Below are 21,874 nucleotides of genomic sequence, written 5' to 3' on the forward strand. Positions count from 1 at the left end.
ATGCCGCAAAGCAGCCAGGCAAGTCAGCTGCCAGCTGGCGTCGCAAACTGTATTGTCGTCGCAGGCTGTGCTTCCGCGGCCCCGCCAATGATCGGCTCCCTGCCAAGCTTGCTTGGCAGCCCCCAATGACTGCTCGGGCGAAAGCCCCCTGATCGAAGCGACCCGCAAGGTGATGCCCCAGCGGGGGGAGTTTCAGATTCATTTTCCCAATGTGGAGTTGGAACTACCCACGTTCCGGGCGGCGCGCTAATAGGCTTCCGAGCGGGCCTTACTTGGACACAACAATCAAACAGGCGCGTACGTCAACCGAACCACCTGGTCATCGATATACTTCACCGAGGCCAAGGAAGTCCGGGGCACCCGACCATGAAAACCCATTTGGCTGGACCATGGGAGTTACATCAGCCTACAGCCACGCTGTAAGGTTTCGACTAGACAGGCCGACTTGACAACTTACTTGAACCCTCCAGCCGAGTACGTGCGTCCGTGGAAGCTCCTCAGCTTCCTCGGCGGAATCGTTATTCTGTTGCTCGGAGCACGATATTCGGGCTTGCCCGACTGGGACGTCTCCGTCAGCCTCATCATGGCGGTGCCGGCTTACTTCACAGCGCCCTGCAGTTTGCGGGCTGTCCTCGAGCGCAGGTGGAAGCAGTTCCCCCTGGCTCTGTTCTGGGCGTGGTTCACCATCGATGGGACGTACGCCATCTACTGGTACCTCGTTGACCCTGCTGCATTGATGTTTCGACCGGCAAACGCCCTAGCGTCCTCGGCGCTATACGCCGCGTGCGGACTCGTGTGGCTGCATCGCGGAAGCTTGAGGGAGTTGGTCGCGAATGTCATATTTTTATCGCGGAACCTAAGGCAGAGTGGGTAGGCTGCTCCAGCGTCGCGGCACGGCTTAGCCGCTTCGCGGCTCGGCTAAATTCAGGTGTTAGGCGCCGCTGGATTCGGCGTGGATCCCGCACCGAAAAACCTTTGCGGAACGCCATCGGCAATGGCATCGTCACCAGCAAGCGCCATGTCGCATAGCTTATGCCTTAGCGCGGATCACCGATGACGCAGACAACACAGGGGGAATAATGAAGCTTCTGAGCAAATTTGATTTCTTAGCCGTAGCGGGTCTGCCCTTGCACCAAGTCCGCGACTTTTCGCTGTACGACGGCGCGCCGTATGCATGCGCCTGCGGTACGACACACACGTTCTATCAGCATGGAAAGTATCAGCTGTACGGTGCGCATGGCACCAACGCTCGATTCATGATGCAGTGTCCGAATAACGATAGCGTGGTCACGCTAGTTCAGACCAAGAACAAGTTTCTTATCTTCTTTGATCGGTTCGTGTCTTTAGCTGGCTGCAAAGAAGCGTAGATTCGCAGTTTTAATTCGGAGAAACGTAATGCGTTCTCACTTTCGCTAGGGGAAACGAATGCTGCTAAACGCTGTCGGTTTCTTAATCGCTTTGCTTCTTGCCATTCCTACGTTCGGCCTCTCACTTCTGGCTTTTTTCGTAATCAAGTTCCTCATCGATATTCAGGCTGTTCCGAAAATTGCACTTGCAGCCCGCAGTGCTCAGATCGGAGAGCCAGTCGCGACTACGTTTGTAAACAACGCCGCCGTTCGAATGTTTTACTCGAAGTACGGAGTCACGGAAAAGAAGCATGAAACGTTTATGAGCCCTGTCTTGTCCTTCATTGGCTATGTCAATGTCGGAAAGGGTGAAACGATCGCGGTTATCCAAAAAGCCAAAGAAGGGGTCGTCGTGTCATGCGTAGATCCGCCGGTGCGCTTTGGCAATGATTTGCTTTCCCTCATGGCTAAGGAGAAGCTCGTTAAGGACGTCATGCAAGAATTCCGGTCCGGCGCCTAACAATTAGTCCAAGCCGACTCCGCTTCGCGGCGCGGCTTAATTCAGGTTTTAGGCGGGGTCGGGATGTCAGCTTTTGGCCGAAAGCGGACACTCGGCCGGGCACATTTCCGGCCACAGGTTCGCGATACGAGGCGAAGACCAATGCAACTCCGACAGACCCTCTCTCCAACCCCTCTCCGGGGGAGAGGGGCTCAAGGGAAAACGATCGGCTGTCTGCAAAGCTTGCTTTGCAGCCCCCAATGACGGCTCGGGCGAAAGCCCCTTGATCGAAGCGACCCGCAAGGTGATGCCCCAGCGTGGGGAGTTTCAAATTCATTTTCCCAAAATGGATTTGGCACTCACCGCGTTCGGGCGGCGCGCCAATAGGTTTCGAGCGCGCTTTACCCAACGCAAATCCGACGGACGTTGGCAATCACAGAATCAAACAAGCGCGTACGTCAACCGAACCACCTGGTCATCGATCAACTCACTCCCCAAGAAGCGCAGCGGCGGCCGAGCCCCCGCGAAGAACGCCTTACCGTGCCCGAGCACAACGGGGTGCAGGTAGAGCCGATACTCATCGATGAGCCCCAACTCGGTCAGCCAACCCGCCAACTCTGGCCCGCCGACATCGACCTCCCCGACGAGATCCGCCTTCAGCCCGCGAACCACCGCCTCGAAGTCATCGGCGACAAGAAACGCGTTGGGCCCGACCGACTTCAGCGAACGCGACATGACCCACTTCGGATGACTTCGCCAAGCCAACGCGAACTCGCGCTCCTCCACACCCCAATCCGCCTGGTCCTCGTCCCAATAACGCATGACCTCGTACGTGCGCCGACCGTACACACTGCCCGCCAGACCGCGCACCAACCCGATGAAGTGACGAAAGAGCACGGGACTGGGCGCAAATGCCTCGTGATCGACGTACCCGTCGAGCGACTGATTCAAACCGAAGATGAGCTTCGCCATTAAGGACCTCCCGCCCGGGGCGTCGTGATGGATCGAGCATAACCAGCGCTACCCGCCTACCCAAAGCGGATATTCGATTCGCAGTGAGGTCACGGGAGGATTTGGCGTTCAGCCTTTCGGAGGGACAACGCTGGTGGACCTTAGTCGGGCCGCTGGTTAGGCTTGCCTCGGGGAAATGGGGAGTACCGCGTGTCTCGAATCGCTTTCGTCTTTATGGCCGTGCTCGCGGTCATTCCTTCGCTATCGGCCGCTCAAAATAAGGATGTGGTCCGCAGCACCGCGAAACAAAACGCGGCAACGCTCCGGGCACTCGGCGAACCACTCGACCGGTGTTCCCTGGCGGCGAGTCTTGGCGCAGGTCCCGTGGTCCTGCGCGTGCATGAGCCGACGGGCCTGAAGCCAGGCGACAAGCTTTTGTCACTGGATGGGACGTCAGTGGCCGGCAGGCCGCCGGAGGAAGTCATCGCGATCCTCCGCAAGACAGCGCCGACAAGTACGGTCTTGCTTTCGGTGGAACGTGACGGCCAAGCGACTGAAGTGTCCGTTGCTTGCCGTAACTCGAGGGCCAGCTTCGAGCCTCTGCTGGCCGCGCTCGATCTCGCCGCTCGGGGCAAGTTCGACGAGTGTGTGAGCGCGGTAGCACGAATGCCCCACATCGACACGAGTGCCGCTGCGGTGAGGGCCGATTGTGCATCGCTCTCGCGCAACGTCGGTAGGGCAGAAGCGTCGGAAATGTTCGCCCAGGTTGCGGAGATGGCGATCGACGACGCGCGCTACATGCCCGACGCGCGTCCAGCGATCGTCAATCAGTTGCGCAACATGGAAGCGCCCATTACCCAAGGCCAGGGCGCTGCGCGTTACAACCAGCTTGTTGAAGCGACCAAGCGATGGCCAGGTGGAGAGGACTTGTACGTGTCTTCGACACCGGACTGGGCGCTTTTCCGACGCAACGCCGAGAATGCGCTCCGGGAGCGTCTGATCGACCCTGAGTCGGCCCGCATCGATTGGCCCCACGGATTCTTGCTGGGCACTTGGAAGCCCTTTTTGTCGAAAGCGATTGAAGGTTACTGGTCGTGCGGTCTGATCAACGCGCGCAATCGCATGGGGGGCTACACCGGCTCCACCGCATTTGTGGTGGTGGTCGATTCAACGGGATTCGTGAAGTATTCCGAGCTCGGCGGAACGCAAGACTTCGACGTCCTGTCTGCGAGCTGCGAGAAGTCGGTGAGGCTGTTGCCACCGCCGCCGCCTGAGTTCACAAATGCCACAGCAGCTCCCAGCAACCCCAGCGGTAGTTCGTTGGCCGACGAGCTGAAGAAACTGGTGGACCTGAGGGACGCTGGTGCGCTAACTGAAGCGGAGTTCCAAGCCGCAAAGGCAAGGCTTATAAGTGGGTCTAGCAACTAGCTGTCGCTCGCACATGTCTGCTTCCAACCAATCTGAGTGCAGCGGAGACTAAGGGCAGTGCCCAACGCTGCTTCGACGGACCCTCTCCCCAACCTCCCGGGGGGAGAGGGGCTCAAGCGAGGCGCTGCGCCTCACGACAACGATCGGCTCCCTGCAAAGCCTGCTTTGCAGCCCCCGATGACGGCTCGGGCGAAAGCCCCCTTGATCGAAGCGACCCGCAAGGTGATTCCCCAGCGTGGGGAGTTTCAAATTTTTTTCCCAAAAAAATTTGGAACTACCCACGTTCGGGCGGCGCGCCAATAGGTTTCTCGCCCCACCAGATTGGCAGTAATTGACACTTCGTTGGCGCACGTCCCGCAGGCCCCAGCGGCACATTGAAGGCCCCCACCCGAAGGTGCCCGCCTGCCATGTCCCGCCTCAATCTCCTCACGGCCTCGACCCTCGCGCTCGCCATCGCCGCGGCCCCCGCCCACGCCGACGAGCAATTCGCGCCCTACGTCGCCCAACACGGCCACGCCAAGCCCGTCGTCGCCGTCATCGGCCACAACGCCGGCACCGAACTCACCGACTTCGTCATCCCCTACGCCGTCCTGCAACGCTCCGGCGCAGTCGACACCTTCGCCGTCGCGACCCAACCCGGCGCAATGAAGATGCGCCCTGCCCTGCGACTCCAACCCGATCTCGACGCCAAGACCTTCGACGCCAAATTCCCCGAAGGCGCCGACTACGTCATCGTCCCCGCGATCGTGCATCGCGACGACGCGACCTTGCTCGCCTGGATCAACACGCAAAATGCAAAGGGCGCAACGATCGTCAGCATCTGCGACGGCGCCCTCGTCGTCGCCGCCACCGGCCTGCTGAATGGCCACCGCGCGACCGCGCATTGGGCCACCGAGTCCTATCGCCGGAAGACGTATCCGCAGATCACGTGGGTGTCGAACACGCGCTACGTAGCCGATGGGCGCTTCGCGTCGAGCGCTGGCATCAGCGCCGCGATTCCCGCGTCGCTAGCGTTGCTCGAATCGATCGCCGGCCACGAGAAGGCGCTGGCGGTCGGCGCGCAGTTCGGCGTCACGTCCTGGACCACCGAACACGACAGCGACACATTCAAACCGCGCATGGGCAACCTGGTCGCCCTCGCGAAGACCAACGCGACCAACAAGTGGTTCCATTCCAACGAAAAGCTCGGGCTGCCGCTGCAGGAAGGAATGGACGACATCGCGGTGGCACTGACCGCCGATGCCTGGTCGCGCACGGGGCGGAGCCAAGCTTACGGGCTCGCCGTCGCGCAGAAGGTGCGGGGCCGTTCGGGGCTCGTCTGGCTGCCCGACAACGCGCGCCCGGGCGATATGCAGCACGAGATCGCCGCCGTGCAAGCCGGCGCGGGCGTGCCGTTGTTCGACGCGGTCCTGGCCGCCATCGAAGGGCGCTACGGCCACTCGACTGCACAGGGCGTTGCGATCGACTTTGAGTACCCTTGGGCACCGGCGGCCCGATGAGCGTTGCCGGGGAGATGACGATGTCGACAGTCCCGCGCGTGGTGGCCGTGACCACCTACGACCACATGAACCTGCTCGACCTGAGCGGCCCGCTCCAGGCGCTCGCGACGGCCAATCGGCTCGTCAAGGCGGATCAGCGTTACGACGTACACGTCGTGTCGGTGCACGGTGGCCCGATCACGACGGGTTGCGGCTTGCAGGTGATGTCCGCGCCGCTGGCATCACTCGACGCGATTCGCGTCGACACATTGATCGTGCCCGGCGGCTGCGCGGGCTCGCGCTTCGAAGCCCCCGCGGCGTTGGCGAAATGGGTCGGAGACACCGCATCGTCCGTGCGCCGCGTGGCCTCGGTCTGCACCGGTGCGTTCGTCCTCGCCGAGGCCGGCTTGCTGGCCGGCCGCCGCGCCGCCACGCATTGGCATTGGGCCGAACAACTCGGCGAACGCTTTCCCGCGATCAACGTCGATGCCGACCGCATCTTCGTGAAGGACGGCGCGATCTGGACGTCGGCGGGCGTGAGCGCCGGCATCGACCTCACGCTCGCGTTGATCGAAGAGGACCACGGTCACCGCGTCGCCATCGAAACAGCGCGCGAACTCGTCGTGTTCGTGAAGCGTGCCGGCGGGCAGTCGCAGTTCAGCGTGCCGCTGAAGGCACAGGCGAGCAAGGATGCACGCTTCGCCGACCTGCACGCGTGGATGGCGGCCAACCTGCGCGGCGATTTGCACGTGGAGCTCCTGGCCGAGCGCGTGGGCATGAGCCCGCGCACATTCGCGCGCACCTATGCGGCGAATGTCGGGCGCACGCCGGCGAAAACCGTGGATGCGATGCGCGTGGAAGCGGCGTGCCGCGCATTGGAAGAGACGGACCTGCCGCTGAAGGCCGTCGCGGCGCAGGCCGGTTACGTCGACGAACAAGCCTTGCGTCGCGCGTTCCAGCGCCAGCTCAGTGTCGGGCCCACGGACTATCGCGCGCGGTTCTCGCCGCACGCGATGCAGGATGACGTGGCCTGAGGCCCCTCACCACGTCCATCGCACCCCCAGGTCCGCGCCACGCCGATCGATGTGCGTGCCTTCCAACCCCTGCGCATACGACAGCGACACGAACGCGGTCGCGCCGGTGCGCAGCTTCGCCGACAGGCCCACGTCCACCGTCGCCTGCAAGCCGAGATCGTGGTTGGCGTAACTCTGCAGCGTTTGCGACGTCCCCATGCGCAGCACGGATGCGGCGACCGTCGGCTCGCCGATCGTGTACGCGACACCGACCAACATCCACGGACGCCACGTGCCCGACTTCATCTCGATGTCGCGTTCCAGGCGCACTGCGGTGCGCGCGTGCCCGAGGAGACCGTCGGCCATGTTGAGGTCCATGCCGTTGAAGTCGTAGCGGTCCTGCCAGTGCACGGCGTCGGCGCCGACTTCGACTTCCGGCGCGATCGTCCATGTCTCGCCGAGGGCGACGCTGCGGCCGAAGTTGGCGGAGGCCGACAGCGTGTTGCCGCGCAATTCGTCGTGGCTGCCATGGGTCCAGACGTCGGCATCGTGGAGATACGCCGAGAGCATGACGTCGAGCCACGTGTCGTTCTTCCACGCGTTGCCGAGGTAGAACCCGGCCATGGGCGTGTGCGTACGGATGTTGGCGTCGCCGCTGCCCACCGGCCCGATGCCGGCCACCGTCCCATCAGTCCAGTGATTGCCATCGGTGTAGCCGAGCACCCAGCCGGCGCGCATCTTCCGCTCGCCGGTGTCGCGCATTTGCGTGTCCGCGCCAATGTAAACGCCGTTGGTGTCGCCGTCGAAGGCGTAGCCGCGGCCCTTCGACACGTTGACTTCATCGCCGGAAACCGCCATCCAGAAGCCGCTGCAGTCGGTGGCTGCTTCGACCCTGGCGCGTTGATCGCGATCGGTGTCCGATCGGCAATCGTCGTGGGCGCGCGCATCGTCGAGGCGGCCGAACACGCGTTGCGTGGCGTCGCGCACGGGGAGGCCGCCGATGGTGTGCAGCACGGCGACCGCGGGGATTTCCGGCACGACTTCTTCCTGCGTGGTGGTCAGGTACCAGCCGTGGTCGGCTTGATCCTGCCCGAACGCCCACAGCCACGGGGTGCCATCCAGACGCACCTGGCCATCCGCATCGGCGTCCGCCGCAACGAAGCCACCGTCGCCTGGCTGATCGTTGGGGCTGTCGATGATCAGCAGTTTGCGCAGTGTCGGGTCGCTGCCGTCGCTGGTAAAGCGCACGGCCGTCGTTCCGATGACGTCGCCGGCGATGTCCAGGCCGCCGGCGTTGCCGTTGCCCGGCGAGACGAAGACGTCGAGCAGGCTGCCGTTCGACGCGGTGTAATTGCCCGAAATCGCGAGCCGATTTGCACCGACGCCGACGTGGCCCGCGTTCTCCAGGGCGCCATCGATGCGCGCGCCCGCATGCGCGTCGAGGCGCGAGGTCGCATCGATCGCAACGGTGGTGGCCAGCGCCGTGGAAAGCGTCATCGCGCTGCCGTCCAGCAGCTCGGTGCGTTCGAACCCGGTGGCGGCGATCGGCGCATCGAGCGTCATGCCGCGGAAGACCAGGCGATCGTTGCCTGCGCCGCCGGCGAGGGTCGTGCCGTCGATGGTCGCCTGCGCGAACTCGACCGTGTCGTTGCCGGCGTCGAAATCCAGCGCGCCGCGCACCGTGCCTGCGGCCAGGAAGCGGTCGTCGCCCGCGGTGCCGGTGAACGTGCCGCGCACTTCGAGCGTCGTGCCGGTGCCGACGAAGGTGTCGGCGCTGGCCAGCGTGCCGCCTTCGGCGACGTCGAGCGTGCCGCCGACGAGTTGCACGGTGTCGAACGCCTGCGCGCCCGCAAGCGCCAAGGTCCCGTCGCCCGTCTTCGACAGGCCTTCGAAGTGCACCGTCGGCGCGAGCGCGACGGTCTTGCCCGCCTGCACTTGCGCGTCGATGGTGTCGAGGCCGGCGCCACCGTCGAGCGGTGACGGAAGCTGCGACAGATCCGCATCGCCGAGCAGCGTCAGCGTGTCGTCGCCTGCTGCAAGGCTGATCGTGCCGCCGCCACGCACGATGCCCGCGACGACCATCGTGTCGTTGTTCCCGGTGCCGGTGAACGTGCCATCGACGATGAGCGTCGCGCCCTGCGCCACCGTGGTGCTGGCGACGCCGTCGATCGCGCCGCCGGCGCCGATGTCGAGCGTGCCTGCCTGCACGTTCACGCTCTCGAATGCCGACGTCGCGGGCCCGTCGACGTGCAATGTACCGACGCCCGTCTTGAGCAGCGCTTCGAAGCCTTGCATGCCGCCGAGGGAGGCATTCGTCGCGATGTCGGTTTCCAGCAGGTCGGTGCCCGCGCCGCCGTCGATGGCGGTGAGCAGGCCCGAAAGGTCCGCGCCGTCCTGCACGGTGAGGCGATCCGCGCCATCGCCGAGCGTCAGCGTGCCGGCGCCTGCGACCGTGCCGCCGATGACGAGGCTGTCGTCGCCCGCCGTGCCGGTGAACGCGCCGTCGATCTGCAACTTCGCGCCCTGGTCGATCACCGTCGTGGTGGCTTGCACGGAACCGCCGGACGCGATGTCGAGGACGCCCTCGAACACGTGGACGGTCAGGAAGTCCGACGGGCCATTGATCTGCAGCGTGCCGGCACCCGAATTTCCCGAGCGATTCGAAACCGGCCATGCCCGGCAGCGGAACAACGAAGCTCGGGCCGACGTTGACGTCGAGCATGTCGTTGCCCGCGCCCGCGTCGATGCCGCCGCCGACGATCGCGGTGTTGTCATAGACGACGAAGCGGTCGTCGCCGTCGCCGAGCGCGAGACCCGCGCCGGTGTCGAGCGTGCCCGCGATGTCGAGCATGTCGTTGCCTGCGCCGAGGGTGCCGGACGCGGCCAACGATGCGCCTGCATCGACGACGACGGTGTTCGCGCCCGCCGAACCGGTGAGCGCGATCGCCGCGCCGCCGGGGCCCGCGACGGCCCCCGCCGACCGACAGCGTGGCGTCGTCGGCAAGTGCAACGCTCGCGGTTTCGAGCGAACCCTCGATGCGCAGCGTACCGCCGAGGACCCGCGTTGCATCGAATGCGCTAACGCCCGTCAGCGAGGTTGTCCCCGCGCCCTGTTTGTCGAGGCGTTCGAAGTCGACGACGTTCGACAGATTCCACGTGGCATCGACCGCGTTGTCGAACACGACCGTGTCGCCGTTCGCCTGCGTGCCGCCGTCGACGACGCGCTCGAGCGATGCCCCGTCGGACAGGACGAGGCGATCGTCGCCCGCGCCCAGCGCCACGCTGCCCGAACCCGAGAGCGTGCCGCCGAGCGCAAGCGTGTCATTGCCGTCGCCGCCGGTGATCTGGCCATCGACGTGCAGCACCGCGCCGCTGGCGACGGAGACATCGAGCGTGCCGCCCGCTGTCGCCTGCAACGCACCCGCCGCACCGACGTCCAGTGTGCCGGCGAGCACATCCACGGCCGCGAAATCCGAAACGCCGGGGCCGTCGATGTGCAGCACGCCGGCACCCGACTTCGCCAGGCCTTCGAAGCCGTTCACCGCGCCGAGCGTCGCACTGGTCGCGATGTCGGTGCCGAAGGTGTCGTGGCCCGCGCCGCCATCGACGTGTCCGACGACGCTGCCGTCGTGGATCACGAGGGTGTCGTCGCCGTCGCCGAGGGTGAGCGCACTCCCTTGCGTCTCGAGCGTGCCGAGGACGTCCAGCAGATCCGCGCCATCGCCTAGCGTGCCGGTCGCGACCAGCGTGCCGCCGGCGGCGACGGTGATCGTGTTCGCGCCCGTGCTTCCCGTGAGTGCGGCGGCGATGCCACCCAGCCCTTCGACGAGGCCTTCGACGGTGAGCACCGTGTCGTCGCCCATCGCCAGCGTCGGCGTTTGCAGCGTGCCTTCGACGACCAGCGTGCCGCCCTGCAGCGACGTCGAGCCGCTGTAGGTCTGCGTGCCGGTGAGCGTCGTCGTGCCGGTGTTGGTCTTGACGAGGTTTTCGTAGTTGATCACCGCGCCTGCACCGAAGGTCAGGTCGCTCGCGTTGTCCAGTTGCACGGTGTCGCCGAGGGTGTCCGCACCGCCATCGATGGTGCCGGTGAAGGCGGCGAAGTCCGCGCCGTCCTGGATGCGCAGCGTGTCGTCCCCGCCGCACTGGTCGATGGCCCCGCTGCCGGTGACCATGCCCGCAACGGTGATGCTGTCGTTGGTCGCCCCGCAGCCGTACGAACCGCCGATGTCGAGCGTCGCGCCCGCGGCGAGCGTCGTGTCGAAGGCGCTGCCCGCGATGCCGGTGACGTTGCCGTCGACGCGCACCGTGCCGGCACCGATGGACACCGTGCCGAATTCGGCCTGGTCGCCGATGACGAGCGTGCCCGCGCCGGTCTTCTGCAAGGTTTCGAAGCCGGTTGTCCGTTCGATGGTCGTCGTCGTCGACGCGCCGGCATCCACCCGCAGCGCATCGTTGCCCGCGCCACCCGCGAAACCGTTCGCCAGCATGCTGGTGTTGTCGCTCAGCGTGACGACGTCGTTGCCGTTGCCGAAATCGACGACGCCAGCGCCGGAAATCGTGCCCGCGATCGTCGCGGTGTCGTTGCCCGCAGTGCCGTTGAACGCGCCGTCCACGCGCAGTGCGCCGCCCGCAGCGACCATGAGGTTGCTTGCCTGCACGCTGCCGGTGGCTTCGATGTCCAGCAGGCCGGCGGCGACGGCGACCGTCGCGAAGGTGTTGGCACCGAGCACGTCGAGCGTCCCGAGGCCCGACTTGCCGAGCGATTCGAAGCCCGACGTCGCGCCGAGCGTCACCGTGCCGGCCACGTTGACGTCGAGCATGTCGTTGCCGGCACCCGCGTCGACCGTCGCCGCGCCCAGCACGGTCGTGTCGTAGATGCGCACGCGGTCGTCGCCCGCGCCGAGCAGGAGCGCGCCGCCGCCGGTGTCGAGCGTGCCGGCGACATCGAGGACATCATCGCCGTCGCCGAGATCGCCGGTGGCGGCCAGCGTCGCGCCGGCGGCGATGGAGATCGTTTCGGCGCCACTGCTGCCGGAGATCGCGGTGGTCGAAAGGCTCGCGCCTTCGACGCGGCCCGCCACAACCGCCAGTTCCGTGTTCGAAGACAGGTGGATGGCGCCTGCGCCGAGGGTGCCTTCGACGCGCAGCACACCGTCGCCGACGTCCACCAACCCGTACACCTGCGTGCCGGTCAGTGTCGCGGTGCCGACGCCTGCTTTTTCCAGGCGCTCGTAATCGAAGAGGTCGGACGCGTCCAGGCTGTACGCGCCCGCGATGTCGAGGCGCACCGTGTCGGCCGCCGCTTGCCCGCCACCGCTGATCGGATTCGCACCCGACAGCACTGCGCCATCGACCAACACCAGCAAATCGTCGCCACCGCATTGGTCAACCGTGCCCAGGCCGGTCACAGTGCCTGCGATTTCCAGCGTGTTGGTGCCCGTGCCGCAGCCGAATGCGCCATCCACCGCCAGCGTTGCGCCCGCATCGACCTGCGCGGACATCGTCGCCGAGCCGACGCTCGCGCTGCTGCCCACGCGCAGCGTGCCGCGCGAAACGGTGACGTTGTCGAACGCGGACGCGCCCGGCCCCGCGATGATCAGCGTGCCGACGCCCTGTTTGTCGAGCGCTTCGAAGCCGTTCAGCGCGCCGAGCTGTGCGACGCCGGCGATGTCGGTTTCCAGCGTATCGCTGCCGGCGCCCGCATCGACGCCACCGAGCAGCCTGGTGTTGTCGTGCACGACGAAGGTGTCGTTCCCGTTGCCCAGCGCGAGCGTGCCCGATCCGGTGTCCAGCGTGCCGACGATGTCGAGCCGATCGTCGCCGTCGCCGAGCGAACCGTTCGCGCGCAGCGTCCCGGCCGCGGCGACGTGGATCGTCTGCGCGGCGCTGTCGCCGGTGAGCGCGAGCGGGGCGAAACCGGACGTGCTGGCCTGGACCGTGCCGTCGATGTCGAGCGTCGTCGCGCCGGCCATGTCGATCGCTGCGGTCGTCATCGTGCCGTCGACAGTGAGCGTGCCGCGGGCGAGCGTCGTGCCGGCGGCGTAGGCATGCGTGCCGGTGAGCGTCGCGACGCCCGCACCCTGCTTGCGCAGGAATTCGTAGCCTGCGATACGCGCGCCGTCGAGCCTCATCGCGCTCGCGTTGTCGAGGACGACGCGGTCGCCCGTCGCCTCCGCCCCGCCCTGCACCGCCGAGGACAGGCCGAGCGTCGCACCGTCGCGCAGCACGAGCGTGTCGTCGCCGCCGCATTGATCGATCGTGCCGCCGCCGGTGACCGCGCCTGCGATGTCGAGCATGTCCGCACTGGTGCCGCAGCCGTAGCTGCCGTCGACCTGGAGGGTCGCGCCGGCGCTCAGCGTCGTTGCGATCGTGCCGGCGGCGCCGCCGACGACGCTCGCGCCCGACGCGATGCGCAGCGTGCCCGAGGCGATCGACACGGTATCGAACGATGACACGCCCGGGCCCGCCAGGAGCAGCGTGCCGGCGTTCGTCTTCGCCAGCGATTCGAAACCGGCCGCGATGCCGAGCGTCGCCGTCGATGCGATGTCCGCGGTCAATGTATCCGTGCCCGCGCCCGCATCGACGCCACCGGTGATGACGGTGCCGTCGTGCACGATCAGCGCATCGTTGCCGTTGCCCAGCGCGAGCGTGCCCGCGCCGGTGTCGAGCGTGCCCGCGACATCCAGTGTGTCCGCACCATCGCCGAGCGTGCCGTTGGCATGCAGCGCACCGCCGTTGCCGACCGTGATCGTCTGCGCCCCGGCGTCGCCGGTGAGTGCGAGCGCGGCGCCGGCATTCGCACCGACCGTGCCGTCCACGTGCAGCGCCGAGGCGTTGTTCATGGCGAGGGCCGCGGTGGTCAGCGATCCGTCGACATCCAGCGTGCCGCCAAGGATGCTCGTGCCATTGGTGTAGGTATGCGCGCCGGTGAGCGTCGCGATACCGGTGTTCTGCTTGGTCAGGAATTCGTAGCCCGAGATCGTGCCCGACCCCAGCGTGGCCGCGAGTGCGTTGTCGAGGATGACGCGATCGCCCAGCGTGTCCGCGCCGCCGGAGATCGGACCGGACAGCGTGACCGATGCGCCGTCGCGCAGGGTGAGCGTGTCGTCGCCGCCGCACTGGTCGATCGCGCCCGTGCCGTCGATCTGACCGGAGACCACGATGTTGTCGTCGCCTGCGCTGCAACCGAAGGCGCCATCGACGGTGAGGCGTGCCCCGCCCGCCACCGTCGCCTGCAGCGCACCCGACCCACCACCGACGATGCTGCCGCCGGCCAGCACGTGCAGGCGGCCGTTGTCGACCGACACCGTGTCGAAGTTGGACGCGCCCGCAACCTGCAGCACGCCGACGCCGGTTTTCACGAGGGTTTCGAAACCGGTCATCGCGTTGACGCGTGCCGTGGTCGCGATGTTGGTCGTCAGTGTGTCGACGCCGAGGCCGCCGTCGATGTTTCCGACGAGGGCGTTGTCGTGCACGATCAGCGTGTCGGTGCCATCGCCGAGCGACAGCGTACCGGTGCCGGTGTCCATCGTGCCCGTGACGTCGAGGATGTCGCTGCCATCGCCGAGGTCTCCCGTCGCGCGCAAGGTGCCATTGACGTTGATGCGACCGCCCGTGAACTCGAGTGCGGTGGCCGCCAGCGCCGTTCCGCCCGCCGCCTGCATCGTGCCGTTGACCGTCAGCGTGCCCGCGCCGAGTTGCAGCGCGCCGGACACCAGCGTGTTCGTGACGGCAAGCGTTCCGCCCGCCACCTGCGTGGTGCCGACGGTGTTGGTGGCGGCGCCGAGCGTCGTCGTGCCGGTGCCGAGTTGCGACAGCGTGCCGTTCGCGCCGGTGATGGTGTTCGCCACCGACAACGCGTTGTTGCGATTGAACGCCAGCGTTGCATCGGTGCCGAGCGAGACGCTGCCGGCGCCCAGGGTGCCGGTCGCGCCACCCGTGCCGACCATCAGGCGGCCGGCGCCGACGGTGGTGACACCGTTGTAGCTGTTGTTCGCGCCGAGCGCGAGCGTGCCCGCGCCGACCTTGTGCACGCCGCTCACCGTGGTGCCGGTGAGTGCGCCGGCCAGCACGGCGTCGATGTCGGCACTGCCATCGCGGACTTCGAAGTCGCGCACGCCCGACGCCAGCGCGATCCCGTTGGCGAACACCAGCGTTCCGTCCGCGCTCGCGTCGCCGAAGATCAGGCGTTGCCCGGTCGTGACGAAGCCGCCCGTGTTCCAGGTCACGCCGGCGCCGGCACCCCCGAGGTTCACGGTGCGCGTGCCACCGAATGCGGCGAAGCCACCGCTGCCGAACCAGCGCACGCCCTGGACGTAGGTGTCGTCGTCCGCGTTGCCCGCCGTGCCGGAATTACTGGCGAACGCCGTGTTCGCCATCGTGAGATTGCGCAGGAAGTCGCCGCTGCCTGCCGTCAGTCCAAGCACGCCGCCGTTCACCGATGCACCGGCGCCCGTGTCCCCGAAAGCGACCAGACTGCTCCGCTGCGTGGAGCCGGTCGCGCCGTGGCTGCCGGTCGTGCCCAAGCCGCCGGTCACGGCCCCGGCCGAGTCGAGGCGCAGCAGGCCATCGTTGATGATCGTATTGCCCGCGTAACCGAGCGCCTGTGCGTTGCTGTCGCCCGACAGGATCCACGTGCCCGCGTCGAGCTTGGCCACCTGGGCGACCCACAAATTGGCCGCGTTGGCATCGGTGAACGTGCCGGCGAAGGTGTTGGCGTGTGTGCTCGTGCCCCGAAGGATCAGGTGGTTCACGCCGCTGCCGCTGCCGTCGAGGCTGCCGTTCCAGACCAGTGCGCCGGTGCCGCTGGCGTCGATGGCGAAGGTGCCGCCCGCGCCCGCGGGAGTGCGGAAGTTGCGATCCGTCGTCGCACCGGCACCGATGTAACGCAGGGTCGCCGGGGCGATCGCGGTGCCGTTCTGGAACACCAGGTTGGTTGCCGCGTTGCTGCTGTCGCCGATGCTGGAGCTGACGCCGCCGTTCGCCAGATCGTCGACTTCCAGCACCGTGCTGTTCTGGATCAACGTCGTGCCGCTGTACGCGTTGTCGGCGGTGAGGCGCCAGCGGTTGCCGATGCCGTTGAACGTCAGGTTGAGCGTGCCGCTGGATTCGGAGATCAGGCTGTCGACGAAGTTCGTGCCGCCGGCGTACGTTCCGCCGAAGCGCAGCGTATTGATGGCGCCCGCCGCGTCCTTGGCCAACGCGCCTTCGAGGGCGAGGGCGCCGGTGCCGTTGTTGAGAATCGACATGGTCGAGCCGTTGCGGCCGCCGATCGTCCAGGCGCGGTCCGTCGACTCACCGGCGCCGGTGTAGGACAGGCTGCCGTTATGCGAGCGCAGCGCGATGGTCGAACCCGCGCCGAGATTGCCGGCGACGCCGCTGTTGCCGATCGTCGAGACGAACACATCCTGGCTGTCGCCCGAATTCGCACCTGCGTTGGGGCCAAGGAACGCCGTGCCGGTGAACGAATTCGTGCCGGACAGGCGCACGTCACCCTGGCCGTCCAGCAGCAGGTCGCCCGTGCCGGAGATCGCGCCGGGCAGCGTCACGTCGAGCGCCGCGGTGCCGTTGTCGATGAAGATGCTGCGCGTCGCGCCGCCCAGCGCCATCGGATTGAGGAAGGTGATCATCGAGTCGGCAAGCGCCGAGCCCAGCGTCAGCGCGCTACCCGTCGGTACGAAGCTCGCGGTATTCCAGGTGAGGGTGCTGCCTGCGCCGCCCAGGTTGATCGTGCGGTCGCCACCGAGGGCTGCGAAGCCGCCGCCGCTGATCCATTGCACCTGGTTCGCGCCGGTGCCCGTGCCGCGGAAGAAGTCCCCCGCAGCCGGCCTCAGCAGCACGACACCGCCATCGAGCGTCAGGTTGCTGATGCCGCCGGTGGCGCCCTGCCCGCCGGGGAGCGCGTTGGCGTTGTTGAGGATCAGGTTGACCGGCGGTCCGACACGCGTCGTACCGGTATAGGTGTTGGCGGCCGAGAGTTCGAGCACGCCGTTGCCCGACTGGCGCACGAGCGTGAGGCCGCCCGTGCCCGACAGTACGCCCGACATCGTCGCGTGCAACGCCCCGGTGCCAGTGCCGAGCGAGATCGTGCGCGTTGTGGCGCCCAGGTCGATCGGATTGACGAAGGTGAGCGACGAGGCGCCGTCGGTCGCGAGGTAAAACGCGTTGCCTGTGGGCACGAAGTTGCCGCTGCCCCACGTCAGGCCGGCGCCGCCGTTGAGCGTCACGGTGCGGTTGCCGCCGATGGAACGGAACCCGCCCGTGTTGGTGAATTGCAGTTGCCCCGCGCCGGTGCCGAGCGCGATCGCGAGGTTGTTGCTGGCCAGTTCGATCACCCCTTCCGCAGCCACCGTGCCGGCGAGCACGACGTTCGAATTTGGCGACAGTGCGTTGTTGCTCCCGAGGCGCAGCAAGGTCGCGACACGTGTCGTGCCGCTGTAAGTGTTGTTGCCGGTGAGGATCGCGCCGCCGGAGCCGGTCGTGAGCGAAAGGATGTTTGCGCCGGTGTCAGCGAAGTTGCCCCCGTAGATGCCGCCGTGCAGCGTCAGCGTGGTCGGCGCGGTCAGGACGTAATTGCCGTTCCACGATCCGTTGTTGGAGATCGACGGCGCACCGCCGGTGAGTGTCGTGTCGTAAGCCTGCAGTGCGCCGCCGATGGCGTTGATGCGGCCACCTCCCTCGAGCACGAGTCGCGCCGCGGACGTATCGGTGCCGAGCACGCCCGGGCCGGAAAGGTTCAGGATTGCGCCATTGCGTACGGTGACGGTGCCCGGACCTGCGCCCGTCCACGCAGTACCGCTGACCTGCAGCGTGCCGGCGGCGACGTCGATCGCCCCGGTCAACGTCTTCGAACCACTGAGATCGACGGACCCCAACCCCGACTTCGTGAAACCGACCGTGCCGGCCAGCGTCGAGGCAATGACAAGCGCACCGCCGCCATCGAGCACCGGCGTGCCCGTCAGCGCGAGCGTGTTGCCCGTGAGCGTCACCGCGCCACCGAGCGTGGAGAGGTCGCCCGCGGTGATCGCCGCGCCGAGCGTGATCGTGTAGGTGCCGTTCGACGGGAAGATGGCACGGTGGTCGCCATTGATCCATGCGACGTCCACGCCGCCGGTGAGTGCGGAGTCAAAGTTCGTCAGCGTGGTGTTCCAGGTGCCCGTGCCGCCGTTGGCGTTGACGGCGGGGTTGCCCCCGTTGACGGTGCCGCCATCCCAATAGAAGTCGGTCGCATGCGCCTGCGCGCACGCCAGCTCTAGCAGCGCAGGCACCACCGCGCGGTGCAGCGGACGACGCGACGCCGTGCGCGTGCGCGCCAACTCCGAGACGACGACCCACGCGCCGAGCACGCGCGACCAGATGACGCGGAAGACATGGTTCATCGCAAGTTCCCCGGGGAATTGCCGAGGACGCTAAGGGTTCGCGGGACGAATCGACATTGACACTTGGGGCATTCGAGCCGTTTCCGATCACGTTGCCCGAACGGGCAACGTCTTGCGTCGGATGGTCGCGAAGGACGCATCCGGCGGCTTTTGCCCATGTGGCGCGCACGAAACGTGCGTGTCGCGAAGACCTTATTCCGTGATGTCGTCCACGGGCGCGACACAACCGCTCGACTTCCGAACGATCAGGCTCGCCGGGATCATCTGGCTTTCGACCGGCTCGTCGCGGATTTGCCGCAGCAAGGCATCCACCAGCATTTCCCCGGCGCGCTGGGTGTTCTGGTACACGGTCGTCAGCGGCGGGTTGGCGAAGCGCGCCATCGGGATGTCGTCGAAGCCCACGACCGACACGTCCTCGGGAATGCGCAAGCGCTGTTCGGCCAACGCACGCATCGCCCCGATCGCGATCAGGTCGCTCGCCGCGAAGACCGCGTCGAACGGCTCGCCCCGTTCGAGCAAGGTCCGCGCCGCCGCATACCCCGCGTCTTCCGAACTCTCGGCATCCACCTGGAGCGCCGGATCCATTCCCACGCCCAGGTCATGCAAGGCCACGTCGCACCCGCGATACCGCGCGAAGAACTCCGGGTAGCGCGTGCTCGCATCGCCGAGGAACGCCACCTTGCGCCGCCCCATCGAATACAGATGCTCGCCGACCAGTTGCCCGCCGTGGAAATTGTCGCAACCGATCGACACGCCCGGCTGCCCCGGCAGCACCGCACCCCAACGCACGAAATGCGTGCCCTGCTCCACCAGGCTTTCCAGCGTGCTCTGGTACAGCAGGTAATCGCCGTAACCGAGCAGGATCAGGCCGTCGGCCTTCATGCTGTTTTCGTAATCGGCGTGCCAGTCGTTCGACAACTGCTGGAAGGACACCAGCAGGTCCTGGCCGTGCTTGGCGCACGCGCGCGTGATCGAACCCAGCATCGACAGGAAGAATGGGTTGATGTGCGACTCGTCGGGCGTCGGATCTTCGAACAGCAACAAGGCGATGCAACCGGCGCGTTGCGTGCGCAGGCTGGAGGCGTGGCGGTCGACCTTGTAGTTGAGTTCGCGCGCGACGGCTTCCACGCGCTTGCGCGTTTCGATGTTGACCAGCGGGCTGCCGCGCAGCACGCGCGAGACCGTCGCCTGCGAAACGCCGGCGCGGTATGCGATGTCGACCGAGGTCGCTTTCGGTTTCCTGCCCATTGCGGCCGAGGATGACAGGGCCGGCCCGGCCGTGTGAAGGGCCGGCCGTTGACGGTCTCCACATGAACGGGCGTGCGACCATGGGCGCATGGCCAACCCCCCCAGCAAGCGCGGCAGCAGCCGCGGCAAATCCCCGAATTCCCCCGGCGCCCCCAAGGGCCCCAAGCAAGGGAGCCCCAAGCACAAGGCCGCGCAACGCCCCGGCTGGATGCCCGCCCCACCTTCGCCGTCGCCGCGTGGTGCATCCGCGCCGAGGTCCGGCCCGCCGCGCCCCGCGCCGAACCGCGATCCGCACCACGCCCGCGAATCGGCACGCTACGACCAACCCATCGCCAGCCGCGAAATGCTGCTGCGCATCCTGGAAGCCAACGATGGGCCGATGGATGCCGATGCGCTCGCGCAGAAGCTCTCGCTCACCGAACCCGATCGCTTCGACGCGCTGAGCAAGCGCCTGGGCGCGATGGTCCGCGACGGCCAGTTGCTGCAGAACCGCACCGGCTCGTATGCACCGGCGCAACGCATGGACCTGATCCCGGGCGTGGTGATCGCCAACCCCGACGGCTTCGGCTTCCTGCGCCCCGATGCGGGCGCGCGCGCCGACGACCTGTTCCTGCCGCCCTTCGAAATGCGCAAGGTCATGCACGGCGATCGCGTGCTCGCTTCGGTCACCGGCATGGACCGCCGTGGCCGTCGCGAAGGTGCGATCGTCGAAGTGCTCGAGCGCCGCCTCAATCGTTTGATCGGCCGATACACCGTCGAAGCCGGCATTGGTTACGTCATCCCCGACGACCGCCGCATCCAGCGCAACGTCCTCGTGCCGCCCGGCGAATCCAACGACGCCAAGCCCGGGCAGCTGGTCGTGGCCGAACTGGTGCAGGCGCCCGATTCGCAACGCCCGCCGATCGGCAAGATCCTCGCGGTCCTGGGCGACAAGCTGACGGCCTCGCTCGCGGTCGAAGCGGCGATCCACGCGCACGAGATCCCGCACGAATTCCCGCCGCAGGTGCTCGCCGAAGCGACGGAGGTTCCGCTCGTCGTCGAAGACGCGATGACGCAGGGCCGCGTCGACCTGCGCAAGCTCCCGCTCGTCACCATCGACGGCGAGGATGCGAAGGATTTCGACGACGCGGTCTACTGCGAACCGACGCGCGACGGCTTCCGCCTGGTCGTGGCCATCGCCGACGTCTCGCACTACGTGCGTCCCGGCACGCCGCTCGACGATGAAGCGAAGCTGCGCGCCACGTCCGTGTATTTCCCCGGCTTCGTCGTGCCCATGCTGCCCGAGACGCTGTCCAACGGCATCTGTTCGCTCAAGCCCGACGTCGACCGCATGTGCTTCGTCTGCGACATGCAGATCGATCGCGAGGGGCAGGTCACGAGGTCGAAGTTCTACGAAGCGGTGATGAACTCGCACGCGCGCCTGACCTACACGCAGGTCTGGAACGCGATCGACGAAACCGCGCTGCCGGAGTTGCGCGAGGACGCGCTGCAGGTCATCGGCGCGCAGCTGCCGCAGGTCCAACGCCTGCACCAATTGTTCCAGGTCTTGAAGAAGGCGCGCGGCAAGCGCGGCGCCATCGAGTTCGAATCCTCCGAAGTGCGCTTCGTGCTCGGCCCGCAGGGCGAAGTCACGCAGGCCGGCATGCTCCAGCGCAACGACGCGCACATGTTGATCGAGGAATGCATGATCGCGGCGAACGTCGAAGCCGCGCGCTACATCCTGAAGAAGAAGATCCCGGCGCCCTTCCGCGTGCACGACAAGCCGCCGGAGCAGAAATACGCAGACCTGCTGGAGTTCCTCAAGGAATTCGCGCTGAAGATGCCGCCCTGGTCGAAGGTCGAGCCGCGCGACTTCACCGCCTTGCTCAAGAAGATCCGCGAGCGCCCCGACGCCACGTTGTTGGAATCGGTGTTGCTGCGCAGCCAGTCGCTGGCGGTGTACGCAGCCGAGAACCTGGGCCACTTCGGCCTGGCGCTCGATGCGTATGCGCACTTCACCTCACCGATTCGCCGCTATCCCGACCTGTTGCTCCACCGCGCGATCAAACACGCACTGGCCGGCGGCACGGTCGTGGACTTCAAGTACAGCGAGCACGAGATGGCGGCGCTGTGCCTGCAGTGCTCGGAGCGCGAGCGCCGTGCCGACGAGGCCGAGCGCGAAGTCGACGAACGTTATCGCGCCGCATGGATGGAGCAACACGTCGGCGGGCAGTTCAGCGGCACGATCAGCGGCGTGACGAGCTTCGGCCTGTTCATAGAACTCGACGATTCCAAGGTGAATGGGCTCGTGCACGTCACGCAGTTGCCGAACGACTACTACCACTTCGATCCGATCCGCAAAACGCTCAAGGGAGAACGCACCGGCCGCGAATTCCGCCTGGGCGATCGCGCGGACATCGTGGTGTTGAAAGCCAGCGTCGAGGATCGCAAGATCGACTTCCGCCTCGTCGAGGAACGTGGCGAGAAGCCCTTGCCGCCGCGCGGCATGCCGGCGAAGAAGGTGAAGCAGCGTTACTGACGCGAACGCGGGAGG

At 66.7% G+C, this 21,874-nt stretch carries 10 protein-coding genes; 6 read left to right on the forward strand and 4 right to left on the reverse strand.

Features of this window, described 5'->3' with window-relative positions:
- The first annotated feature begins 1,079 nt into the window (after window positions 1–1,079).
- Window positions 1,080–1,367: a hypothetical protein gene (locus tag ACXJJ8_RS00005; RefSeq protein ID WP_499026060.1), complete on the forward strand. Its 288-nt coding sequence runs from the start codon at window positions 1,080–1,082 to the stop codon at window positions 1,365–1,367.
- A 58-nt stretch (window positions 1,368–1,425) separates the two neighbouring features.
- A complete protein-coding gene (locus ACXJJ8_RS00010) occupies window positions 1,426–1,866 on the forward strand; it encodes a hypothetical protein (RefSeq protein WP_499026061.1) in 441 nt (146 codons plus the stop codon).
- A gap of 420 nt (window positions 1,867–2,286) precedes the next feature.
- Here the strand turns inward: ACXJJ8_RS00010 and ACXJJ8_RS00015 are convergent, their stop codons facing one another.
- On the reverse strand, window positions 2,287–2,817 hold the full coding sequence (locus tag ACXJJ8_RS00015; protein ID WP_499026062.1) for a dihydrofolate reductase family protein: 531 nt from the start codon (window positions 2,815–2,817) through the stop codon (window positions 2,287–2,289).
- Between the two features lie 189 nt (window positions 2,818–3,006).
- On the opposite strand from ACXJJ8_RS00015, the gene ACXJJ8_RS00020 reads away from it, so the two are divergent.
- From ACXJJ8_RS00020 to ACXJJ8_RS00030, 3 genes are all read left to right on the forward strand, one after another.
- A complete protein-coding gene (locus ACXJJ8_RS00020; RefSeq protein ID WP_499026064.1) occupies window positions 3,007–4,224 on the forward strand; it encodes an SHOCT domain-containing protein in 1,218 nt (405 codons plus the stop codon).
- 407 nt (window positions 4,225–4,631) lie between these two features.
- The gene (locus ACXJJ8_RS00025) at window positions 4,632–5,723 is read left to right on the forward strand and encodes a DJ-1/PfpI family protein (RefSeq protein ID WP_499026065.1); all 1,092 of its coding nucleotides are present in this window, start codon (window positions 4,632–4,634) and stop codon (window positions 5,721–5,723) included.
- 20 nt (window positions 5,724–5,743) lie between these two features.
- Window positions 5,744–6,736: a GlxA family transcriptional regulator gene (locus tag ACXJJ8_RS00030; RefSeq protein WP_499026067.1), complete on the forward strand. Its 993-nt coding sequence runs from the start codon at window positions 5,744–5,746 to the stop codon at window positions 6,734–6,736.
- 6 nt (window positions 6,737–6,742) lie between these two features.
- On the opposite strand, the gene ACXJJ8_RS00035 is transcribed toward ACXJJ8_RS00030, so the two are convergent.
- The 3 genes from ACXJJ8_RS00035 to ACXJJ8_RS00045 all read right to left on the reverse strand — a co-directional run bounded on the left by ACXJJ8_RS00035 (window position 6,743) and on the right by ACXJJ8_RS00045 (window position 19,341).
- Entirely contained in the window at window positions 6,743–9,406 is a 2,664-nt protein-coding gene (locus ACXJJ8_RS00035; RefSeq protein WP_499026068.1) for an autotransporter outer membrane beta-barrel domain-containing protein, read from the reverse strand.
- Between the two features lie 80 nt (window positions 9,407–9,486).
- Window positions 9,487–18,093, reverse strand: coding sequence for an autotransporter-associated beta strand repeat-containing protein (locus ACXJJ8_RS00040; RefSeq protein WP_499026070.1), 8,607 nt, complete (start codon window positions 18,091–18,093; stop codon window positions 9,487–9,489).
- A gap of 192 nt (window positions 18,094–18,285) precedes the next feature.
- Complete coding sequence (locus ACXJJ8_RS00045; RefSeq protein ID WP_499026071.1) at window positions 18,286–19,341, reverse strand: LacI family DNA-binding transcriptional regulator; 1,056 nt, start codon at window positions 19,339–19,341, stop codon at window positions 18,286–18,288.
- Window positions 19,342–19,429: 88 nt separating this feature from the next.
- Between ACXJJ8_RS00045 and rnr the strand changes: the two genes are divergently transcribed.
- Window positions 19,430–21,859, forward strand: a complete 2,430-nt coding sequence (gene rnr, locus ACXJJ8_RS00050; RefSeq protein ID WP_499026072.1) for a ribonuclease R — start codon at window positions 19,430–19,432, stop codon at window positions 21,857–21,859.
- Window positions 21,860–21,874 lie beyond the last annotated feature (15 nt).

The sequence above is a fragment of the Lysobacter sp. P5_C4 genome (assembly GCF_054049695.1).